The sequence below is a fragment of the Pseudoxanthomonas sp. USHLN014 genome (genome assembly GCF_037153335.1).
GTDB lineage: Bacteria > Pseudomonadota > Gammaproteobacteria > Xanthomonadales > Xanthomonadaceae > Pseudoxanthomonas_A > Pseudoxanthomonas_A winnipegensis.
Map to the genome: position 1 here is coordinate 149,301 of NZ_JBBCKO010000009.1, position 17,247 is coordinate 166,547.

A 17,247-nucleotide genomic window follows, 5' to 3' on the forward strand; every position below is an offset into this window, starting at 1 on the left:
CCGCGCAATTCCGAGTATGCAAAGACGCGGGGAGCTTGACAATCACCCGCGCGCCAGTTCGCCCACCAACTCCGCCATCCCAGAGGACGCCGCCTCCACATTGGCCAGCACCTCGGCCATGGTGATCTCCTCGCCGGTGCCGCAGCCGGCGGCCCAGTTTGCCACGATCGCCAGGCAGGCGTAGTCCAGGCCCAGCTCGCGCGCCAGGCCGGCCTCGGGCATGCCGGTCATGCCGACCAGGTCGCAGCCGTCGCGCTTCATGCGCGCGATTTCCGCCTTGGTTTCCAGGCGCGGGCCCTGGGTGGCGCCGTAGCAGCCGCCGTCGACCACCTTCACCCCCGTCACCCGCGCCGCGGCCAGCACCTTGTGGCGCAGCATCGGCGTATAGGGATCGCCGAAGTCCACGTGCAGCACCTCGCCGCCCTCCTCGCACAGCGTGGAGATGCGGCCCCAGGTGTAGTCGATGAGCTGGTCCGGGCAGGCCAGCACGCGCGGGCCGTACGCTTCAGTGATGCCGCCGACCGTGTTGAGCGCCAGCACGCGCGTGGCGCCGAGCTGCTTGAGCGCGGCCAGGTTGGCGCGGTAGTTGACCTTGTGCGGCGGCAGCGAATGACCCTCGCCATGCCGCGCCAGGAAGGCCACGCGCCGGCCCAGCACCGTGCCCACCCGCACCGGACCCGAGGGCGCGCCGTAGGGCGTGTCGACGTGGCGGGTTTCGACATCGTCCAGCGTGGCCAGCTTGTAGACGCCGGTGCCGCCGATGACGGCCAGGTCGATGTGCTGGCTCACGCGTCCTCCTTCATCGCGTAGATGGCCGGCAGGTTGCGCAGGTGCTCGTGCACGTCCATGCCGAAGCCGAACACGTAGCGGTCCGGCACTTCCACGCCGACGTAGTCGGCCGAGACCTCGGCCACCGCGCGGTCGTGGCGCTTGACGGTAAGCGCGGCGATGCGCACGTCGGTGGCGCCCTGCTCCAGGCACCACTGGCGCACGGCCAGCAGGGTCAGGCCCTCGTCGAGGATGTCGTCGACCAGCAGCACGCGGCGGCCGTACAGCGCGGTGGCCGGGCGGTGCTTCCACACCAGCTCGCCGCCTTCGGTCTCGCCGCGGTAGCGGGTGGCGTGCAGGTAGTCGTACTGCAGGTCCAGGCCGCGCAGGCCCAGCTCCAGCGACAGCTGGCCGGCGAAGGGCAGGCCGCCGTGCATGATGGTCAGGAACACCGGCACCTCGCCGGCGTAGTCGCGCGCGATGGCGTCGGCCATCGTGGTGATGGCGGCATCGATGGTCGGGCGATCCACCAGCAGGTCGGCGTTGGCCAGGGCCTGGCGGATGGTCGGAGCGGTGTTGGACATCAGGCGGTTCCCTTGGGCAATGACAGGCGCGCGAGCGCGGATTCGTGGCGCGTGTCGGCCAGCAGGCCTTCCCACGCGCGCGGGCCGCGGCCGATCAGCCCGATCAGCGCGGCGGTGTTGAGTGAGCGGCCTTCGACGGCGCGCAGCGCCTCGTCGACGACCTCGGGATGGCAGGCCAGCACCACGTCGCAGCCAGCGTCCAGGTGCAGCGCCACGCGCCGGGCGACCCCGCCGGCGGCGTGCGCGGCGGCCATGGAGATGTCGTCGGAGAACACCACGCCGCGGAAGCCCAGCTCCTCGCGCAGCAGGCGCACCCAGCGCGGCGAATAGCCGGCCGGCTCCGGCGCCACCGCCGGGTAGACCACGTGCGCCATCATCACCGCATCGGCCCCGGCGTCGATGCCAGCGGCGAAGGGCACCAGGTCCTGCGCCTGCAGTTCGTCCAGCGGGCGCGGATCGGTGGCGACATCGACGTGGGTGTCCTCCAGCACGGTGCCGTGGCCGGGGAAATGCTTGAGCGTGGCGGCCATGTCGGCCGCGTGCATGCCGGCCACGTAGGCGCGGGTGAGCGCGGCCACCACCTGCGGATCGGCGGCGAAGGCGCGGTCGCCGATGGCACGGTTGCCACGGCCGAGGTCGACCACCGGGGCGAAGCTCAGGTCCACGCCGCTGGCGCGCACCTGGCTCGCCATCAGCCAGGCGTGCTCGCGCGCCGCTTCCAGCGCACCGGCCGGATCGGTCGCGTACTGCGCGCCGAAGCTGGCCAGCGGCGGCAGCGCGGCGTAGCCGTCGCGGAAGCGCTGCACGCGCCCGCCTTCCTGGTCCACGCACACCAGCACCGGACGGGGCGCCGCTTCCCGGATCGACGCGCTCAGCGCCGTGACCTGTTCGCGCGAGGCGAAATTGCGCGCGAACAGGATCACCCCGGCCACCGCATCGTGCTGCAGCCAGTCGCGTTCCCTGGGGGCCAGTTCGGTGCCGGCCAGGCCGATCACGAGCATTGGGTCGAAACTCCGTGGGCCGCGTTTGCGCGGGGGGGTCAAGATTGTCGCAGAAGCACAAGTCGGCGGGCGGCATGGGCGCCAGACGCGGGAGGCGGCCCGGTTCAGCCCGCCGTGCCGGAGCTGTGAGGCGCGCGCTCGGCCTCGCTCCACTGCGTGTAGGGGCGGTCGGCCAGCGCCAGGTTGTAGTAGCGCGGCTGGTCGGTCACTTCCGCGCCGAGCCAGGCCGGGCGTTCGAACGGCTCATCGGCGTGGGCCAGCTCGATCTCGGCCACCACCAGCCCGGCGTTGTCGCCGGCGAACTCGTCGATCTCCCACAGGTGCGCGCCGACCTGCACCAGGTGCCGGGTCTTCTCCACGCGCCCACCCACGCACAGCTGCAGCAGGGCCTGGGCGTCGGCGACCGGGATCGGGTACTCGAACTCCTGGCGCGTATGTCCCAGCTGGCGCGACTTGATGTTCAGCGCCGCCGCCTCGCCCTCCACGCGCACCCGCACCGAGGCCAGCTGCGCACCCCCGGCCACCACCGACAGGTCGTTGAGATAGCCCTGCGCCATCGGAATGGCGCGATGCGCCGCCACGCGCCACTCCTCGTTAGCCAGCAGGAACTTACGTTCGATTTCGATGCCCATGGGGTTGCCTGTGTGTGGGGGGACAAGGAGGCGCGTCTGCTCTTGCCTCCTCCCTTTTGCGCGCAGCGCAAAGGGGAGGGTTGGGGTGGGGCTGCTTCCGCTCTTGCTCGTGCTTGGCCGCGCCTCCCCCTCAATCGCTAGCCGCAATTTCGAGCTCCCCTTCGCTGCGCGAAAGGGAGGGAGCGGTGTCACTACCGCTCGAACAACGCGATCGACTCCACATGCGCGGTCTGCGGAAACATGTCCATCGCCCCCGCCGACACCAGCCTGAAGCCGCACTCGTTGACCAGATAGCCCGCATCGCGCGCCAGCGAGCCGGGATGGCAGCTGACGTAGACGATGCGCGAGAACTGTTGCAGCGGCAGCTGCCGCAGCACGTCGATCGCGCCCGAGCGCGGCGGATCCAGCAGCAGCTTGTCGAAGCCGGCGCGCATCCAGGGCGCATCGCGCTGGTCGGTGGTCAGGTCGGCGGCGAAGAACTGCGCATTGGACAGCCCGTTGCGCTGCGCATTCTCCTGCGCGCGCGCCACCAGCCCGGCCTCGCCTTCCACGCCGACCACCTCGCCCACCAGCCGCGCCAGCGGCAGGGTGAAGTTGCCCAGGCCGCAGAACAGGTCCAGCACGCGCTCGCCCGGCTGCGGATCCAGCAGCGCGAAGGCATGCGCGATCATCTTCTCGTTGAGCTTGCCGTTGACCTGGATGAAGTCCAGCGGCCGAAACGCCAGCTCGATGTCCCACGGCGCCAGCCGGAAGGACAGCGGCACCTGCGCCGGCCACAGCGGATGCACGGTGTGGTTGCCGCCCGGCTGCAGGAAGATGGCGAAGTCCTGCTCCTGGGCGAAGGCGGTCAGGATGTCCAGGTCGTCCTGCACCAGCGGCGCCAGGTGGCGCACCACCAGCGCGATGGCCGCATCGCCGGCGATGAACTCGATCTGCGGGATGTCCGCGCGCCCGGCCAGGCGGTCGATGCACTGCGCCAGCGCCTCGATGCGGAAACCGATCTGCGGGATCAGCGTGTGGCATTGCCGCAGGTCGGCGACGAAGCGCGGATCCTGCTCGCGGAAACCCACCAGGGTCTTGTCCTTCTTCTCCACGCGCCGCACCGAGAAGCGGCCCTTGCGCCGGTAGCCCCAGCTGCCTTCGTGCAGCACCGGCAGCACGCTGGCCGGCGTGACGTGGCCGATGCGTGTCAGGTTCTCCAGCAGCGTGTGCTGCTTGTAGGCGATCTGCTTGGTCTCCTCCAGATGCTGCAGCACGCAGCCGCCGCAGGTGCCGAAGTGCGGGCAGCGCGGCGTCACGCGGTCGGGCGAGGCGTCGAGCACCTCCAGCGTGCGCGCCTCGTCGAAGTGCTTGCTGCGCGCGGTCTGCTCCACCCGCACCCGCTCGCCCGGCAGCGCGCCGGTGACGAACACGGCCTTGCCCGATTCGCCGGGCACGGTGGGGGGACGGCGGGCCACGCCGCGGCCGTCGTGGCTCAGGTCGTGGATCTCAAGGTCGAACGGGGTCTTGTCGATGCGCGGGGAACGGGCCACGTGGCGATGAGCTGCGTGCGGGGAATCGCGTATTGTCGCAGAAGCGCCGGGGCCGACGCCCGGCGCGGCCCGCCGCCGCGAAAGGAGCCCGCATGGCCGCCACGCCCCACATCCTGCTGGTCGAGGACGACCCCACCACCAGCGAGTTCATGCGCGCCGCGCTCGAAACGCTGCCGGCCACCGTGGCCGTCGCCCGCAGCCAGTCCGAGGCGCTCGCGACCGAGGGCCGCTTCGACCTGTGTCTGGTCGATGCCAACCTGCCCGACGGCCGCGGCGATGCCCTGCTGGCCCGCCTGCGCGCGCGCCAGCCTGCGCTGCCGGCGCTGGCGCATACCGCCGACCCCTCACCTAGCCTGCATGCCGCGCTGTGCGCCTCCGGCTTTGCCGCGGTAGTGGTCAAGCCGGTCGGCGCGGCCTCGCTGCGCCAGGCCGCGCGCGATGCGCTGCAGGCGCGCACCCCGCCTGAGACCGCGGCCATCCGCACCTGCAGCGACGAGGTGCCGGTGTGGGACGACGCGGCGGCGCTGTCGGCGCTGGGTGGGAACCTCGAGCATCTGCAGACGCTGCGCGGGCTGTTCCTGCAGGAGCTCGACGCCCAGGCCGCCGCCATCGAGGCCGCCCTGGCCGCCGACGACCTGCCCGGCGCCCACCAGCAGCTGCACCGCCTGCGCGCCAGCAGCGGCTTCGTCGGCGCCGCCCGCCTGCATGCCGCCGCCAAGACCCTGGACGCCAGCCTGCCCGACCGCGCCGCCCAGGCCGAATTCCACGCCGCCTGGCAGCAGACGCGCGCCTGAGCCACCGCCTGTCGGTAGAGCGGAGCTTGTGGCAATCCCCTCTTGGGGACTCCGCTGCTCTTCGTTCGGCTCCTCGGGAAGCCTCCAGCGGAGCAAGCTCCGCTCTACAGGGAGGCGGCGATCTGATCGGAAGAGGCAGGCGCTCCCGCCAGTGTTTCAGGGGGCGTCTTCGCTGGTGGCCGATGGTGTCGACGGGCGCGGCAGCGCGGCCAGCATGTCCCAGGACTTCAGGCCGCGGGCGCCCAGGTGGTGGGCCAGCAGCTGGCGCATCGCCCGGCGCAGGTCGGCCAGGTCGGCCGCCTCGGGCTGGGCGTCGGAGGCCAGCGCCAACAGCGCGCGGCCGCTGGGCGCCGAGGCGCGCTCGCCGCTGCGCTCGCTCAGCAGCCGGCGCGGGCCGTGCTCGGGGTCCAGGCGGTAGCGCGCGGCCGGGTCGACCGGCACGCCATCGCCATCGTGATCGAGCACCAGGCCGAAGCCGATCGCCTCGAGCAGGTCGCGCTCGAAGCGGCGCAACGACCACGCCAGCGGCTCGTCGTGGGCCAGGCGCGCGCGCACCCGCGCATACGCCAGATACAGGTCCGGCAGCGGGTCCTGGCGCGGGGCCAGGCGCAGCACCAGCTCATTGATGTAGAACGCGGCGAGCATCGCATCGCCCTGCAGGCGCGGCGCGGCGTCCAGCGCCTCGGCGCCGGTCAGCCGCCCCAGTTCACCGCGCAGCTGCGCTTCGAGCCGTATGTGCTGCAGCGGCTGCAGCGCCGCGCGCAGCACCTGCTTCTTCGGCCCCTGCACGCCGCGCGCGACCACGCCCAGCCGGCCATGGCCGGCGCTCAGCACCTCGACCAGCAGACTGGTCTCGCGCCAGGGCCGGGTGTGGAGGACGAAGACCGACTCGGCGATCAGCTCCATGGAGGCAGACGTGCGCGCAGAGACGTTAGCGATGAGCAAAAGCCAGCGACACCCAAGGCGCCTGAGGTCGCGCAGTGTGTTGTGCGCCCAGGCTGCTCCTCGCTGCTCACTTCGCTTCGCCCACTTCCCTATTCGTACCCGAACGCCTTCAGCGCGGTCTCGTCGTCCGACCAGCCCTCGCGCACGCGGACCCAGGTTTCCAGGAAGACCTTGCGGTCGAACAGATGCTCCATCTGCTGGCGCGCCTTACTGCCGATGTCCTTCAGGCGCGCGCCGCCCTTGCCGATGACGATGGCCTTCTGGCTCTCGCGTTCGACCCAGATCACCGCGCCGATGCGCAGCATGTTGCCGTCCACGGTGAAGTGCTCGATCTCGGTCGTGGTGGCGTACGGCAGCTCGGCGCCGAGCTGGCGCATCAGCTGCTCGCGCACCAGCTCGCCGGCCAGGAAGCGCTCGCTGCGGTCGGTGATCTCGTCCTCGCCGTACATCGGCGGCGCTTCGGGCAGCTGCGCCAGGATGTCGCGGACCAGCGCGTCCAGGCCGCTTTTCTTCAATGCCGAGATCGGGTGCACGGCGGCGAAGCTGCGGCCCTCGCTCACCTGCGCCAGGAACGGCAGCAGCTCGGACTTGTCCTTGAGCCGGTCGACCTTGTTGATCACCAGCACCAACGGGATCTTGGCGTCGCTGAGCACGTTGTAGGCCAGCGTGTCGGTCTCGTCCCAGCGCCCGGCCTCGATCACCAGCAGGCCGGCATCGACGCCTTCGAGCGCGCCGCGCGCGGCGCGGTTCATGACCCGGCTCATGGCCGAGGCCGAGTACTTGCCCTGCTGCTTGTGCAGGCCGGGCGTATCGACCAGCACGATCTGCCCTTCCGGAAAGGTCGCGATGCCCAGCAGGCGGTGGCGCGTGGTCTGCGGACGGCTGGAGGTGATCGACACCTTGGCGCCGACCAGCGCGTTGGTCAGGGTGGACTTGCCGACGTTGGGACGGCCGATGACCGCAACGCTGCCGCTACGGTGGGATTGTGGAGTCGTCATGGTAGGGAGCTTAGAGCGTGTCGGGGATGAGTGCGAATGATCGTGACCTCCCCTTGTAGAGCCGAGCTTGCTCGGCTGCTCTTCGTGCAGGCCATGGGGAACGCCCCAGCGGAGCGAGCTCCGCTCTACATGAAGCGCGGCCGAAATCTCTAGCAGGTCTATTTGCGCGGCAGCTGGGCGATCACGGCGGCGGCGGCCGCCTGTTCGGCGGCGCGGCGCGAGCCGCCCTCGCCTTCGGCCGACAGCGCGGGGTCGGTCAGCACGCAGCGCACCTGGAAATGGCGCGCGTGCTCCTCGCCGCTCTCGGAGACCAGCTCGTAGCTGGGCAGCGCCTTCTGCCGGCCCTGCAGCCATTCCTGCAGGCGGGTCTTGGGGTCTTTCTCCGGCTTGCCGACCGGCAGAGCGGCCAGGGCCGATTCGAACCAGGGCAGCACGCAGGCGCGGCAGGCCTCGAAGCCGGCGTCCAGGTAGATCGCGGCCACGACCGCCTCCAGCGCATCGGCCAGGATCGAATCGCGGCGATGCCCGCCGGACTTCAGCTCGCCCGGACCCAGGGTCAGGCGCGCGCCCAGATCGAGTTCGCGCGCCAGGGTCGCCAGCGAGCCTTCGCGCACCAGCTCGGCGCGCGCGCGGGTCAGCGCGCCCTCGTCGGCCTTGGGCCAGCGCTGGAACAGCGCTTCGGCGATCAGCAGGTTGACGATGCTGTCGCCGAGGAATTCCAGCCGTTCGTTGTGGACCGCGCCGGCGCTGCGATGGGTCAGCGCCTGGGCCAGCAGCTGCGGATCGGTGAAGACATGACCGATGCCCGCACCGCCGGCCGTCGGCTCAACCTTCGCCACCACCGCTCCGCACGATGTCCTGGGAGGTCTCGAACTTGCCGACCACGTCCAGGTTGCCGATCATCGGCCGGCGCACTTCGTACTGCACGTGCAGGTTCCAGCCGTTGTTGATGCGCTTGAACTTCACGTTCTCCGGCTTGACGTTCTCGGAGTAGTTGATGTCCAGGCGACGGAAGAACAGGTCCTGCAGCCGCGCCGGATCCATGTCGGCCGAGCCGGACTGCTCGGACAGGCCCTTGGCCGCGGCCTTGACCGAATAGAACTCCTGGTACATCGGAAACAGCTTCATGCCGATATAGGCGGCGAATCCGACCACCGCCAGCGTGATCACAAAACCGATCAGCGTCATGCCGCTCTGGTTGCGCTTCATGTCCTTCCCCTCACCCCTGTGGAACCGCGTCACTCGATCCGGGTCCCGATGCGGGAGGGATCGAACCCGTTCTTGCAGAACCAGCCCTCGCAGTTGAGCCAGATCACGAACGCCTTGCCGCGCAGGTTGGACTCGGGCAGGAAGTGCGTGTCAGGCCACAGGCGGCTGTCCTCGCTATTATCACGATTGTCGCCCATCACGAAATAGTGCCCCGGCGGCACCTTCCAGGTACCCTCGCCGACGTAGTGGCCCAGGTCTTCGTAGATGGTGTGGGTCTTGCCCGGCAGGTCTTCCTGCAGCAGGGTCACCCGGTCGCTGCCCGGCGGCAGGCCGCGGCCGGTGTAGGTGCCCAGCGGCTTGTACTGCACCGGCACGCCGTTGATCGCCAGCGTGTTGCCGGAGAAGGTGATGGTGTCGCCCGGCAGGCCGATGATGCGCTTGACCCAGTTGTTCTCCGGATCCATCGGCGGCTTGAACACCACCACGTCGCCGCGCTTGGGCTCGCCCAGCGGCAGGAACTTGGTGTTGGTGATCGGCAGGCGCAGGCCGTAGGAGAACTTGTTGACCAGGATGAAGTCGCCGATCAGCAGGTTGGGCATCATCGAGGCCGACGGGATCTTGAACGGCTCGGCCACGAAGCTGCGCAGGATCAGCACGATCGCCAGCACCGGGAAGAACGCCTTGGAGTAGTCCACCAGCACCGGCTCTTCGTCCAGCAGGCCGGCCTTGGCGGCGCGGCGCTTGGCCAGGAACAGCTTGTCCAGCAGCCAGATGAAGCCGGTCAGCAGGGTGAGCACGACCAGGATTGTTTCGAACCAGACCATCGCTTGTCCTTATCGCGTGATGCAGCGGGCATCGCGCGTACTTGCACAAAACTAGGGCGGGCCATGCGACCCGCCCCGCCTGCAGCCGGCGCCAGGGCCGGCCTGCCTCTTACTTGCTGTCCACCTGCAGCACGGCCAGGAAGGCCTCCTGCGGGATCTCCACGCGGCCGACCTGCTTCATGCGCTTCTTGCCTTCCTTCTGCTTTTCCAGAAGCTTCTTCTTGCGCGTGATGTCGCCACCATAGCACTTGGCCAGCACGTTCTTGCGCATGGCCTTGACCGTCGAACGGGCGATGATCTGCGCGCCGACGGCGGCCTGGATGGCCACGTCGAACATCTGCCGCGGGATCAGTTCCTTCATCTTCTCGCACAGCTCGCGGCCGCGGCGATCTGCCTGGCTGCGGTGCACGATCAGGCTCAGCGCGTCGACCTTGTCGCCGTTGATCAGCGTGTCCAGGCGCACGAACGGGCCGGCCTGGAAGCGCAGGAACGAATAGTCCAGCGAGGCATAGCCGCGCGAGACCGACTTGAGCTTGTCGAAGAAGTCCAGCACCACCTCGGCCATCGGCAGCTCGTAGCTGATCTGCACCTGGCTTGCCAGGTACTGGATGCCGATCTGCACGCCGCGCTTTTCCTCGCACAGCTTGATGATGTTGCCGATGTAGGCTTCCGGCGTGAGGATGTTGGCGCGGATGATCGGCTCGCGCACCTCCTCGATCAGGTTGGACTGCGGCAGCTTGGCCGGGTTGTCCAGCGAGACGATGCTGCCGTCGGTCTTGAGTACCTCGTAGACCACCGTCGGCGCGGTGCTGATCAGGTCCAGATCGTACTCGCGCTCCAGGCGCTCCTGCACGATTTCCATGTGCAGCATGCCCAGAAAGCCGCAACGGAAGCCGAAGCCCATCGCCTCGGAGCTTTCCGGTTCGAAGCGCAACGCCGCATCGTTCAGGCGCAGCTTCTCCAGCGCCTCGCGCAGGGCCGGATAGTCCTCGGCATTGGTCGGGAACAGGCCGGCGAACACGCGCGGCTGCATCTCCTGGAAGCCCGGCAGCGGCTTGGGGGCGGGGTCCGAGGCCAGGGTCAGCGTGTCGCCCACCGGTGCGCCGTGCACGTCCTTGATCGAGGCGGTGATCCAGCCCACCTCGCCGGCGCCCAGCTTGGGCAGCTCCTTGCGCTTGGGCGTGAACACGCCGACCTTGTCCACCTCGTGGGTGCGGCCGGTGGACATCACCAGGATCTTGGACTTCGGACCGATCTCGCCCTGCATCACGCGCACCAGCGAGACCACGCCCAGGTAGTTGTCGAACCACGAGTCGATGATCAGCGCCTGCAGCTTGTCGGTGTCGCGCGGCTGGGGCGGCGGGATGCGGTGGACGATGGCCTCCAGCACCTGCTCGACGTTCAGGCCGGTCTTGGCGCTGACCGCGACCGCGTCGGTGGCGTCGATGCCGATCACCGCCTCGATCTCGGCCTTGGCCTTCTCGATATCGGCGGTGGGCAGGTCGATCTTGTTGAGCACCGGCACCACTTCCAGGCCCTGCTCGACGGCGGTGTAGCAGTTGGCCACCGACTGGGCTTCCACGCCCTGGGCGGCATCGACCACCAGCAGCGCGCCCTCGCACGCGGCCAGCGAGCGGCTGACTTCGTAGGAGAAGTCCACGTGGCCGGGGGTGTCGATGAAGTTCAGCTGGTAGGTCTGGCCGTCCAGCGCCTTGTACGGCAGCGAGACGGACTGGGCCTTGATGGTGATGCCGCGCTCGCGCTCGATCGGGTTCGAGTCGAGCACCTGGGCCTCCATCTCACGGGCCTGCAGACCACCGCACAGCTGGATGATGCGGTCGGCCAGGGTGGATTTGCCGTGGTCGACGTGGGCGATGATCGAGAAATTGCGGATGTTCCGCATCGAAGCGGGCGTTTCAGGCGGCATGGGGGCGGCGGGCGGGGGCCGTCGAAGGGCAAACGGAGATTATCGCATGGCCGCCGCCGCCCCGCCGTCCGGCCCTGGCACCGGGATCGCCCGGCGCCAGGACCCGGGCGCGCTCAGCGCGCGCCGCCGACGGTGACCGCGACGAACTGGCGCACGCCGCTGCGGCCGCTCTCGACCAGCAGCATCAGCACGTCGCCCTTCTTCAGGCCGGCGGTGGCCTTGTTGAAGTCCTCCAGGCTGCCGATGTCGCGGCGGTTGGCCTGGACGATGGCCAGCCCTGGCTCCAGGCCGGTGTCCTGGCTGACCGCCGGGCTGACGCCCGCGATCACGACCTTGCCGCGCCCGTCGGCCTGCACCGAGAAGCCCAGCTCCTTGGCCGTCAGCGCCGGGGACGCGCGGCTGCCGCCCTCCTCGTCCTGGGCGCCGGGACCGCCGCGGCCGCCCATGGCCAGCTTCGGGTCCAGCTCGGTCAGGGTGACGTCGACCTTGCGCGGGGATCCATCGCGGATGACTGTCAGGGTGACCTTGGTGCCCGGCGGCAGCGGCGCCACGCGCGAGGGCAGGTCGGAGTAATCGGTGATCTTGGCGCCGTTGAACTCGGTGATCACGTCCATCGGCTTGAGGCCGGCCTTGGCCGCGCCGCTGCCCGGGGTCACCTGGGTCACCAGTACGCCATTGGTGTCGGGCAGCTTGAGCGTCTTGGCCATCGCCTCGCTGATGCGCTGGTTCATGCTCACGCCCAGCATGGCGCGGCTGACCTTGCCGGTCTTCTTCAGCTGGTCGGCGGCGCTGACGGCCAGGTCGATCGGGATCGCGAAGCTGATGCCCATGTAGCCGCCGGACTGGGAGAAGATCTGCGAATTGATGCCGACGACCTCACCGGAGGTGTTGAGCAGCGGGCCGCCGGAATTGCCCGGGTTGATCGCCACGTCGGTCTGGATGAAGCGCACGTAGTTGCTGCCGCCCATCCCGGCCTGGGTGCGGCCGGTGGCGCTGACCACGCCGGCGGTCACCGAATGATCCAGGCCGAACGGCGAGCCCATGGCCACTACCCACTGGCCGGGCTTGAGGTTGTTGGACTCGCCCATGCGCAGCGACGGCAGGCCGGTGGCGTCGATCTTCAGCAGCGCCACGTCGTAGCCCTGGTCGGCGCCGACGACCTTGGCCTTGAACTCGCGGCCATCCGAAAGCTTGACCTTCACGTTCTTGGAGCCATCGACCACGTGGTTGTTGGTCAGGATGTAGCCATCGGGCGAGATGATGAAGCCCGAGCCCATCGACTCGCCGCGCGGACGGCCGCCGCCGCCGCCGCGACCGGGCCCCGGAATCTGCATGCCGGGGCCGAAGATCTGGCGGAAGATTTCCGGGATCTGCGACTGGTCCATGCCCTGGTCGTCGTCATCGTCCTGGGTGATCTCCTCATCGGCGCTGCTGCTGTCGTCGCCGATGGTGGCATCGACATTGACCACGCCCGGGGCGACCTGCTCGACCAGCTTGGTGAAGTCCGGCAGGCCGGTGACGATCTGCGGCGCGCTGCTCTGGGCGATGGTGGGCGCCACTGCGGCGGCGCCGCTGCCGCCCTGCTGCGCGCAGGCGGACAGCGGGACGGTGAGGGAAACCAGGCCGATCAGGCCCATGCGGAGACGTGGATTCATCGACTGCTCGCCTTTTGCGTCGGAAGAAGAAGTGGGGATGAGGCGGCAGCCCAGCGCGGGCCGCCGCCGGACTTACGGCTGCGCCGGGGTTGGCTGCGCCGAGGGCGCCGGCTCTGCCACTGGCAGGCGCGGCTGGAACGGGTAGTACGAGGTCTGCTCGCCGGGCGCGTAACCGGTGGCGTAGGCACCGTTGCCGCGCAGCTGGGACAGGCTGGAGCGCGGCCACGGCCGCGCCGCCGGCTGGCCCAGGCGGGTGCCGGCGAACGGATCCTGCGAGCTGGCCGCAATGGGCGGTGCCGGCGCGTTCACCGCGGCCAGGGCCTGCTGGGTGATCGCCGCGGTCGCCCGGGCGGCCTGCTGGTTGCGCGTGGCGCTGCCCCGGCGGCTGTCCTCGGCCCGGCGCGGCAGGCTGGCCACGGCCATGCCCGAGGCGAGCAGCGCCGATCCGGCGGCGGTCGAAGCATCGGCGGGTGCCGGCGCTGCGGGCGAAGGCGCCGGCCCTGGCGCGCTCGCGCTGGCCAGCGCAGGTGTCTCAGGCGAGGCCGAAGGCCGGCCGCTCTGCTGCCCGGCCATGAAGACCGCCACCAGCGCCACGGCGGCGGCGACCGCACCGCCGCCCCAGCGCAGCACGCGCCCGCCGCGGGCCGGCGCCTGGTTCGCGGCCGGCTGCACCGGCTGGGCCGCGATGGCGGCGGCCACCCGCTCGGCGAAGCCGTACGGCGCCGGCGCCTGGGCCTGGCCGCGCAGCACGTCGCCGCACAGCTGCCAGCGCTCCCAGGTGGCGGCCAGGGTCTCGTCGTCGGCCATGCGCTTCATCAGGAAGCGCGCCTGGTCGGGGGCCAGCGCGCCGTCCATCAGCGCGGACATCTGCTGGCGGTAATGCTGCTGGAACTTGTCGTCGATCATCGTTTCTGCTCCCGGGTGGCGCTGCCGGTGTCCAGCAGCGGCCGCAGCTCGGCATCGATGGCGTCGCGGGCGCGGAAGATGCGCGAGCGCACCGTACCGATCGGACAGCCCATCTTCGTGGCGATCTCCTCGTAGCTCAGGCCCTCGACCTCGCGCAGGGTGATGGCCGTGCGCAGCTCCTCGGGCAATGCATCGACCGCGCGCATCACCGACTGCTCCAGCTGCTGGCGCATCAGTTCGCGCTCGGGCGTGTCGGTGTCGCGCAGCCGCGCGCCGGCGTCGTACTGCTCGGCGTCGGCGGCGTCCACATCGTCGGTGGGCGGGCGTCGGTTGTGGGCGACCAGATGGTTCTTGGCGGTATTCACGGCGATCCTGTGCAGCCACGTATAGAACTGCGCGTCACCACGGAAATTCCCCAGCGCGCGATAGGCCCGCATGAAGGTTTCCTGCGCCACGTCCTGGCACTCGCTCCAGTCGTGCACGTAGCGACCGATCAGCGCCAGGATCCGATGCTGGTACTTGCGCACCAGCAGATCGAAGGCGGCGCTGTCTCCGCGCTGGACGCGCTTGACCAGCTCGAGATCCAGCTCGATGGGTGGATCAGCGTCGCGCATGCCGGGCCGCACGGAAGTGGGCGTCGTCATGAGCCGGATCCTGAGACCGCGGCGACGCAAAAAAGTTCACCGGCGGCATGGCAGTCCTGCTGCAAGGGGTTCGGAGCGGAAAAATAACGCATCGCGCGTGGCAGGCCTGTCGGCGGTGGAGCCTCGAACGTGGGGATTTGACGCGACCCAGACAAGCTCCCGATCATAACGGTCTTCCCATACTGCAACGGATGGTCCCGCTCATGGCAGCCAGCTTCGATGGGCTTCGATTCAGTCACTGGCGCACGGAGAGCCGTCCGGAAGGTGTGGTTGTCCTGTGGCTGGACCGTCAGGATGCCTCGGTCAACGCCTTCTCGCAGGACGTGCTGATCGAGCTGGGCGACATCATCGAACGCCTGGCCATCGACCCGCCCAAGGGCGTGGTGGTGGCCTCGGCCAAGGCCAGCGGCTTCATCGCCGGCGCCGATCTGAAGGAGTTCCAGGAGTTCGACCGCCGCGGCACGGTCAACGACGCGATCCGTCGTGGCCAGATGGTGTTCCAGAAGCTGTCCGAACTGCCCTGCCCGACCGTGGCGGCCATCCATGGCTTCTGCATGGGCGGCGGCACCGAGATCTCGCTGGCCTGCCGCTATCGCGTGGCGTCCAACGATGCGTCCACGCGCATCGGCCTGCCCGAGACCAAGCTCGGCATCTTTCCCGGCTGGGGCGGCAGTGCGCGCCTGCCACGCCTGATCGGCGCGCCGGCGGCGATGGACCTGATGCTCACCGGCCGCACCGTCTCGGCCAGCGCCGCGCGCGGCCTGGGCCTGGTCGACAAGGTCGTGGACAAGGCGGTGCTGATCGACACCGCCGTGTCGCTGGCGCTCAAGGGCACCGTGCGCCCGTTCAAGCAGCGCGCCACCGCGTGGGCCACCAACACCTGGCCGGCGCGCAAGCTGCTGGCGCCGCAGATGGCCAAGCAGGTCGCGCGCAAGGCGCGCAAGGACCAGTACCCGGCGCCATACGCGCTGATCAACGTGTGGGAGCGCAGCGGCGGCCAGGGCATCGGCGCGCGCCTGGATGCCGAGCGCCGCGCGGTGGTCAAGCTGGCCGGCACGCCGACCGCGCGCAACCTGATCCGCATCTTCTTCCTCACCGAGCGTCTCAAGGGGCTGGGGGGCAAGGAACATGGCATCAAGCATGTGCATGTGGTGGGCGCCGGCGTGATGGGCGGCGATATCGCCGCCTGGTCGGCCTACAAGGGCTTCGAGGTCACCCTGCAGGATCGCGAGCAGCGCTTCATCGACCCGGCCATGACCCGCGCCCAGGCGCTGTTCGAGAAGAGGGTCAAGGACCCGGCCAAGCGTCCGGCCGTGGCCGCGCGCCTGAAGGCCGACCTGGCCGGCGCGGGTGTGGCCAGCGCGGACCTGGTGATCGAGGCCATCATCGAGAACCCGGAAGCCAAGCGCGCGCTGTACGAGACCCTGGAACCCAATCTCAAACCCGACGCGCTGCTGACCACCAACACCTCCTCGATCCCACTGGTCGAACTGCGCGAGCACATCGACAAGCCGGCGCAGTTCGGTGGCCTGCACTACTTCAATCCGGTGGCGATGATGCCGCTGGTGGAGATCGTCCAGCACGACACCATCGCGCCGGAGACCGTGCAGCGCCTGGCCGCGTTCTGCAAGGCGCTGGACAAGTTCCCGGTGCCGGTGGCCGGCACGCCGGGCTTCCTGGTCAACCGCGTGCTGTTCCCGTACATGCTCGAGGCGGCCAACGCCTACGCCGAAGGCATCCCCGGCCCGGTGATCGACAAGGCGGCGGTGAAGTTCGGCATGCCGATGGGCCCGATCGAACTGATCGACACCGTCGGCCTGGACGTGGCCGCCGGCGTGGGCAAGGAGCTTTCGCCCTTCCTCGGCCTGCAGGTGCCGGCGGCGCTGGCCACGGTCGAGCCTGACAAGCGCGGCAAGAAGGACGGCCAGGGCCTGTACAAGTGGGAGAACGGGCGCGCGATCAAACCCGAAGTGCCCAAGGACTACCAGGCCCCGGCCGATCTGGAGGATCGCCTGATCCTGCCGCTGCTCAACGAGGCGGTGGCCTGCCTGCACGACGGCGTGGTGGCCAATGCCGACCTGCTGGATGCCGGCGTGATCTTCGGCACCGGCTTCGCGCCTTTCCGCGGCGGTCCGATCCAGCACATCCGTGCCGCCGGCACCGATGCCCTGCTGGAGCGCCTGCGCGCCCTGCAGGCCCGCCACGGCGATCGCTTCGCCCCGCGCCCCGGTTGGGACAACCCGGTGCTGCGCGAGCCGGTGGCGTAAGCCGCTGCGGCGGTGGGTGTCCTAGCGCGGCACTGTGCCGGATAGAACGACCTACAAACTCATTATTCCCTCAAATGCGGGAAGGGCTTCTTGGCAGACGCGTGTCTGACCATCCAGCGCTTCTGACGCTCGCTGCGAAAGCCACTGGGTTCCCGCCTTCGCGGGAACGACGGTAGCGGTGTTCTTGGTGGCGTCGAGTGCAAAGCGGATCGGTCAGCAAAGCATGCAGCAAGGCGGGCCCGGCGCCTGTTTAAGCGCCTTCGAATGCATCTTCAAGCCTGAGCATCCACCCCAGCGCTGCCGCCCGGCGGCGCGTTGCGGCATCATGGCGCCTCAGTCCTGACGAAAGACCGCGAGCCGATCGCCATGTTCAATCTGTCCCCACCGACCTCCGGCATGTTCTTCCTCTCGCTGCTGCTCGGCGGCCTGGGCGTGGCGGCCAAGCTGCACTACATCCCGGCGCTGGTGCCGTACGCGTTCTGGCTGGTCTGCGCCGGGCTGGTCGTGCTGCTGATCGGCAACCTGTTCAAGGGGCTGTAGGCGTTACGCCAGCACAAGCCT

At 69.6% G+C, this 17,247-nt stretch carries 17 protein-coding genes; 3 read left to right on the forward strand and 14 right to left on the reverse strand.

Annotation, left to right across the window (positions count from 1 at the left end; all coding sequences use genetic code 11):
• Positions 1–42: 42 nt before the first annotated feature.
• The 5 genes from WFQ05_RS16110 to rlmD form a co-directional block, all read right to left on the reverse strand.
• Positions 43–789, reverse strand: coding sequence for an S-methyl-5'-thioinosine phosphorylase (locus WFQ05_RS16110; RefSeq protein ID WP_130523541.1), 747 nt, complete (start codon positions 787–789; stop codon positions 43–45).
• On the reverse strand, positions 786–1,352 hold the full coding sequence (locus WFQ05_RS16115; protein ID WP_130534432.1) for a hypoxanthine-guanine phosphoribosyltransferase: 567 nt from the start codon (positions 1,350–1,352) through the stop codon (positions 786–788). The genes WFQ05_RS16110 and WFQ05_RS16115 overlap by 4 nt, the downstream gene beginning before the upstream one ends.
• Positions 1,352–2,353, reverse strand: a complete 1,002-nt coding sequence (gene nagZ, locus WFQ05_RS16120) for a beta-N-acetylhexosaminidase (protein ID WP_130529257.1) — start codon at positions 2,351–2,353, stop codon at positions 1,352–1,354. The genes WFQ05_RS16115 and nagZ overlap by 1 nt, the downstream gene beginning before the upstream one ends.
• 104 nt (positions 2,354–2,457) lie before the next feature.
• On the reverse strand, positions 2,458–2,985 hold the full coding sequence (locus WFQ05_RS16125) for a CYTH domain-containing protein (RefSeq protein ID WP_337054543.1): 528 nt from the start codon (positions 2,983–2,985) through the stop codon (positions 2,458–2,460).
• A gap of 191 nt (positions 2,986–3,176) precedes the next feature.
• A complete protein-coding gene (gene rlmD, locus WFQ05_RS16130) occupies positions 3,177–4,517 on the reverse strand; it encodes a 23S rRNA (uracil(1939)-C(5))-methyltransferase RlmD (protein WP_337054545.1) in 1,341 nt (446 codons plus the stop codon).
• 92 nt (positions 4,518–4,609) lie between these two features.
• Between rlmD and WFQ05_RS16135 the strand changes: the two genes are divergently transcribed.
• A complete protein-coding gene (locus WFQ05_RS16135; RefSeq protein WP_337054547.1) occupies positions 4,610–5,311 on the forward strand; it encodes a response regulator in 702 nt (233 codons plus the stop codon).
• Positions 5,312–5,467: 156 nt separating this feature from the next.
• On the opposite strand, the gene recO is transcribed toward WFQ05_RS16135, so the two are convergent.
• From recO to rpoE, 9 genes are all read right to left on the reverse strand, one after another.
• On the reverse strand, positions 5,468–6,217 hold the full coding sequence (recO, locus tag WFQ05_RS16140; protein ID WP_337054548.1) for a DNA repair protein RecO: 750 nt from the start codon (positions 6,215–6,217) through the stop codon (positions 5,468–5,470).
• A 128-nt stretch (positions 6,218–6,345) separates the two neighbouring features.
• Positions 6,346–7,254, reverse strand: a complete 909-nt coding sequence (gene era / locus WFQ05_RS16145; protein ID WP_130534440.1) for a GTPase Era — start codon at positions 7,252–7,254, stop codon at positions 6,346–6,348.
• A gap of 158 nt (positions 7,255–7,412) precedes the next feature.
• Entirely contained in the window at positions 7,413–8,093 is a 681-nt protein-coding gene (gene rnc, locus WFQ05_RS16150) for a ribonuclease III (protein WP_337054549.1), read from the reverse strand.
• Complete coding sequence (locus tag WFQ05_RS16155) at positions 8,080–8,463, reverse strand: DUF4845 domain-containing protein (RefSeq protein WP_130520107.1); 384 nt, start codon at positions 8,461–8,463, stop codon at positions 8,080–8,082. The genes rnc and WFQ05_RS16155 overlap by 14 nt, the downstream gene beginning before the upstream one ends.
• 29 nt (positions 8,464–8,492) lie before the next feature.
• Entirely contained in the window at positions 8,493–9,287 is a 795-nt protein-coding gene (lepB, locus tag WFQ05_RS16160; RefSeq protein WP_130520105.1) for a signal peptidase I, read from the reverse strand.
• Positions 9,288–9,396: 109 nt separating this feature from the next.
• Positions 9,397–11,190 carry a translation elongation factor 4 gene (gene lepA, locus WFQ05_RS16165; protein ID WP_130534445.1) on the reverse strand — a complete coding sequence of 598 codons (1,794 nt, stop codon included), beginning with the start codon at positions 11,188–11,190 and terminating at the stop codon, positions 9,397–9,399.
• Between the two features lie 137 nt (positions 11,191–11,327).
• Positions 11,328–12,869 carry a Do family serine endopeptidase gene (locus WFQ05_RS16170; RefSeq protein ID WP_337054551.1) on the reverse strand — a complete coding sequence of 514 codons (1,542 nt, stop codon included), beginning with the start codon at positions 12,867–12,869 and terminating at the stop codon, positions 11,328–11,330.
• Between the two features lie 72 nt (positions 12,870–12,941).
• Positions 12,942–13,775: a sigma-E factor negative regulatory protein gene (locus WFQ05_RS16175; protein ID WP_337054552.1), complete on the reverse strand. Its 834-nt coding sequence runs from the start codon at positions 13,773–13,775 to the stop codon at positions 12,942–12,944.
• Positions 13,772–14,389 carry an RNA polymerase sigma factor RpoE gene (rpoE, locus tag WFQ05_RS16180; protein WP_130520214.1) on the reverse strand — a complete coding sequence of 206 codons (618 nt, stop codon included), beginning with the start codon at positions 14,387–14,389 and terminating at the stop codon, positions 13,772–13,774. Before rpoE ends, WFQ05_RS16175 begins: the two co-directional genes overlap by 4 nt.
• Before the next feature lie 233 nt (positions 14,390–14,622).
• Between rpoE and WFQ05_RS16185 the strand changes: the two genes are divergently transcribed.
• A complete protein-coding gene (locus WFQ05_RS16185) occupies positions 14,623–16,686 on the forward strand; it encodes a 3-hydroxyacyl-CoA dehydrogenase NAD-binding domain-containing protein (protein ID WP_337054553.1) in 2,064 nt (687 codons plus the stop codon).
• Positions 16,687–17,052: 366 nt separating this feature from the next.
• On the forward strand, positions 17,053–17,226 hold the full coding sequence (locus WFQ05_RS16190; protein ID WP_165394575.1) for a hypothetical protein: 174 nt from the start codon (positions 17,053–17,055) through the stop codon (positions 17,224–17,226).
• Positions 17,227–17,247 lie beyond the last annotated feature (21 nt).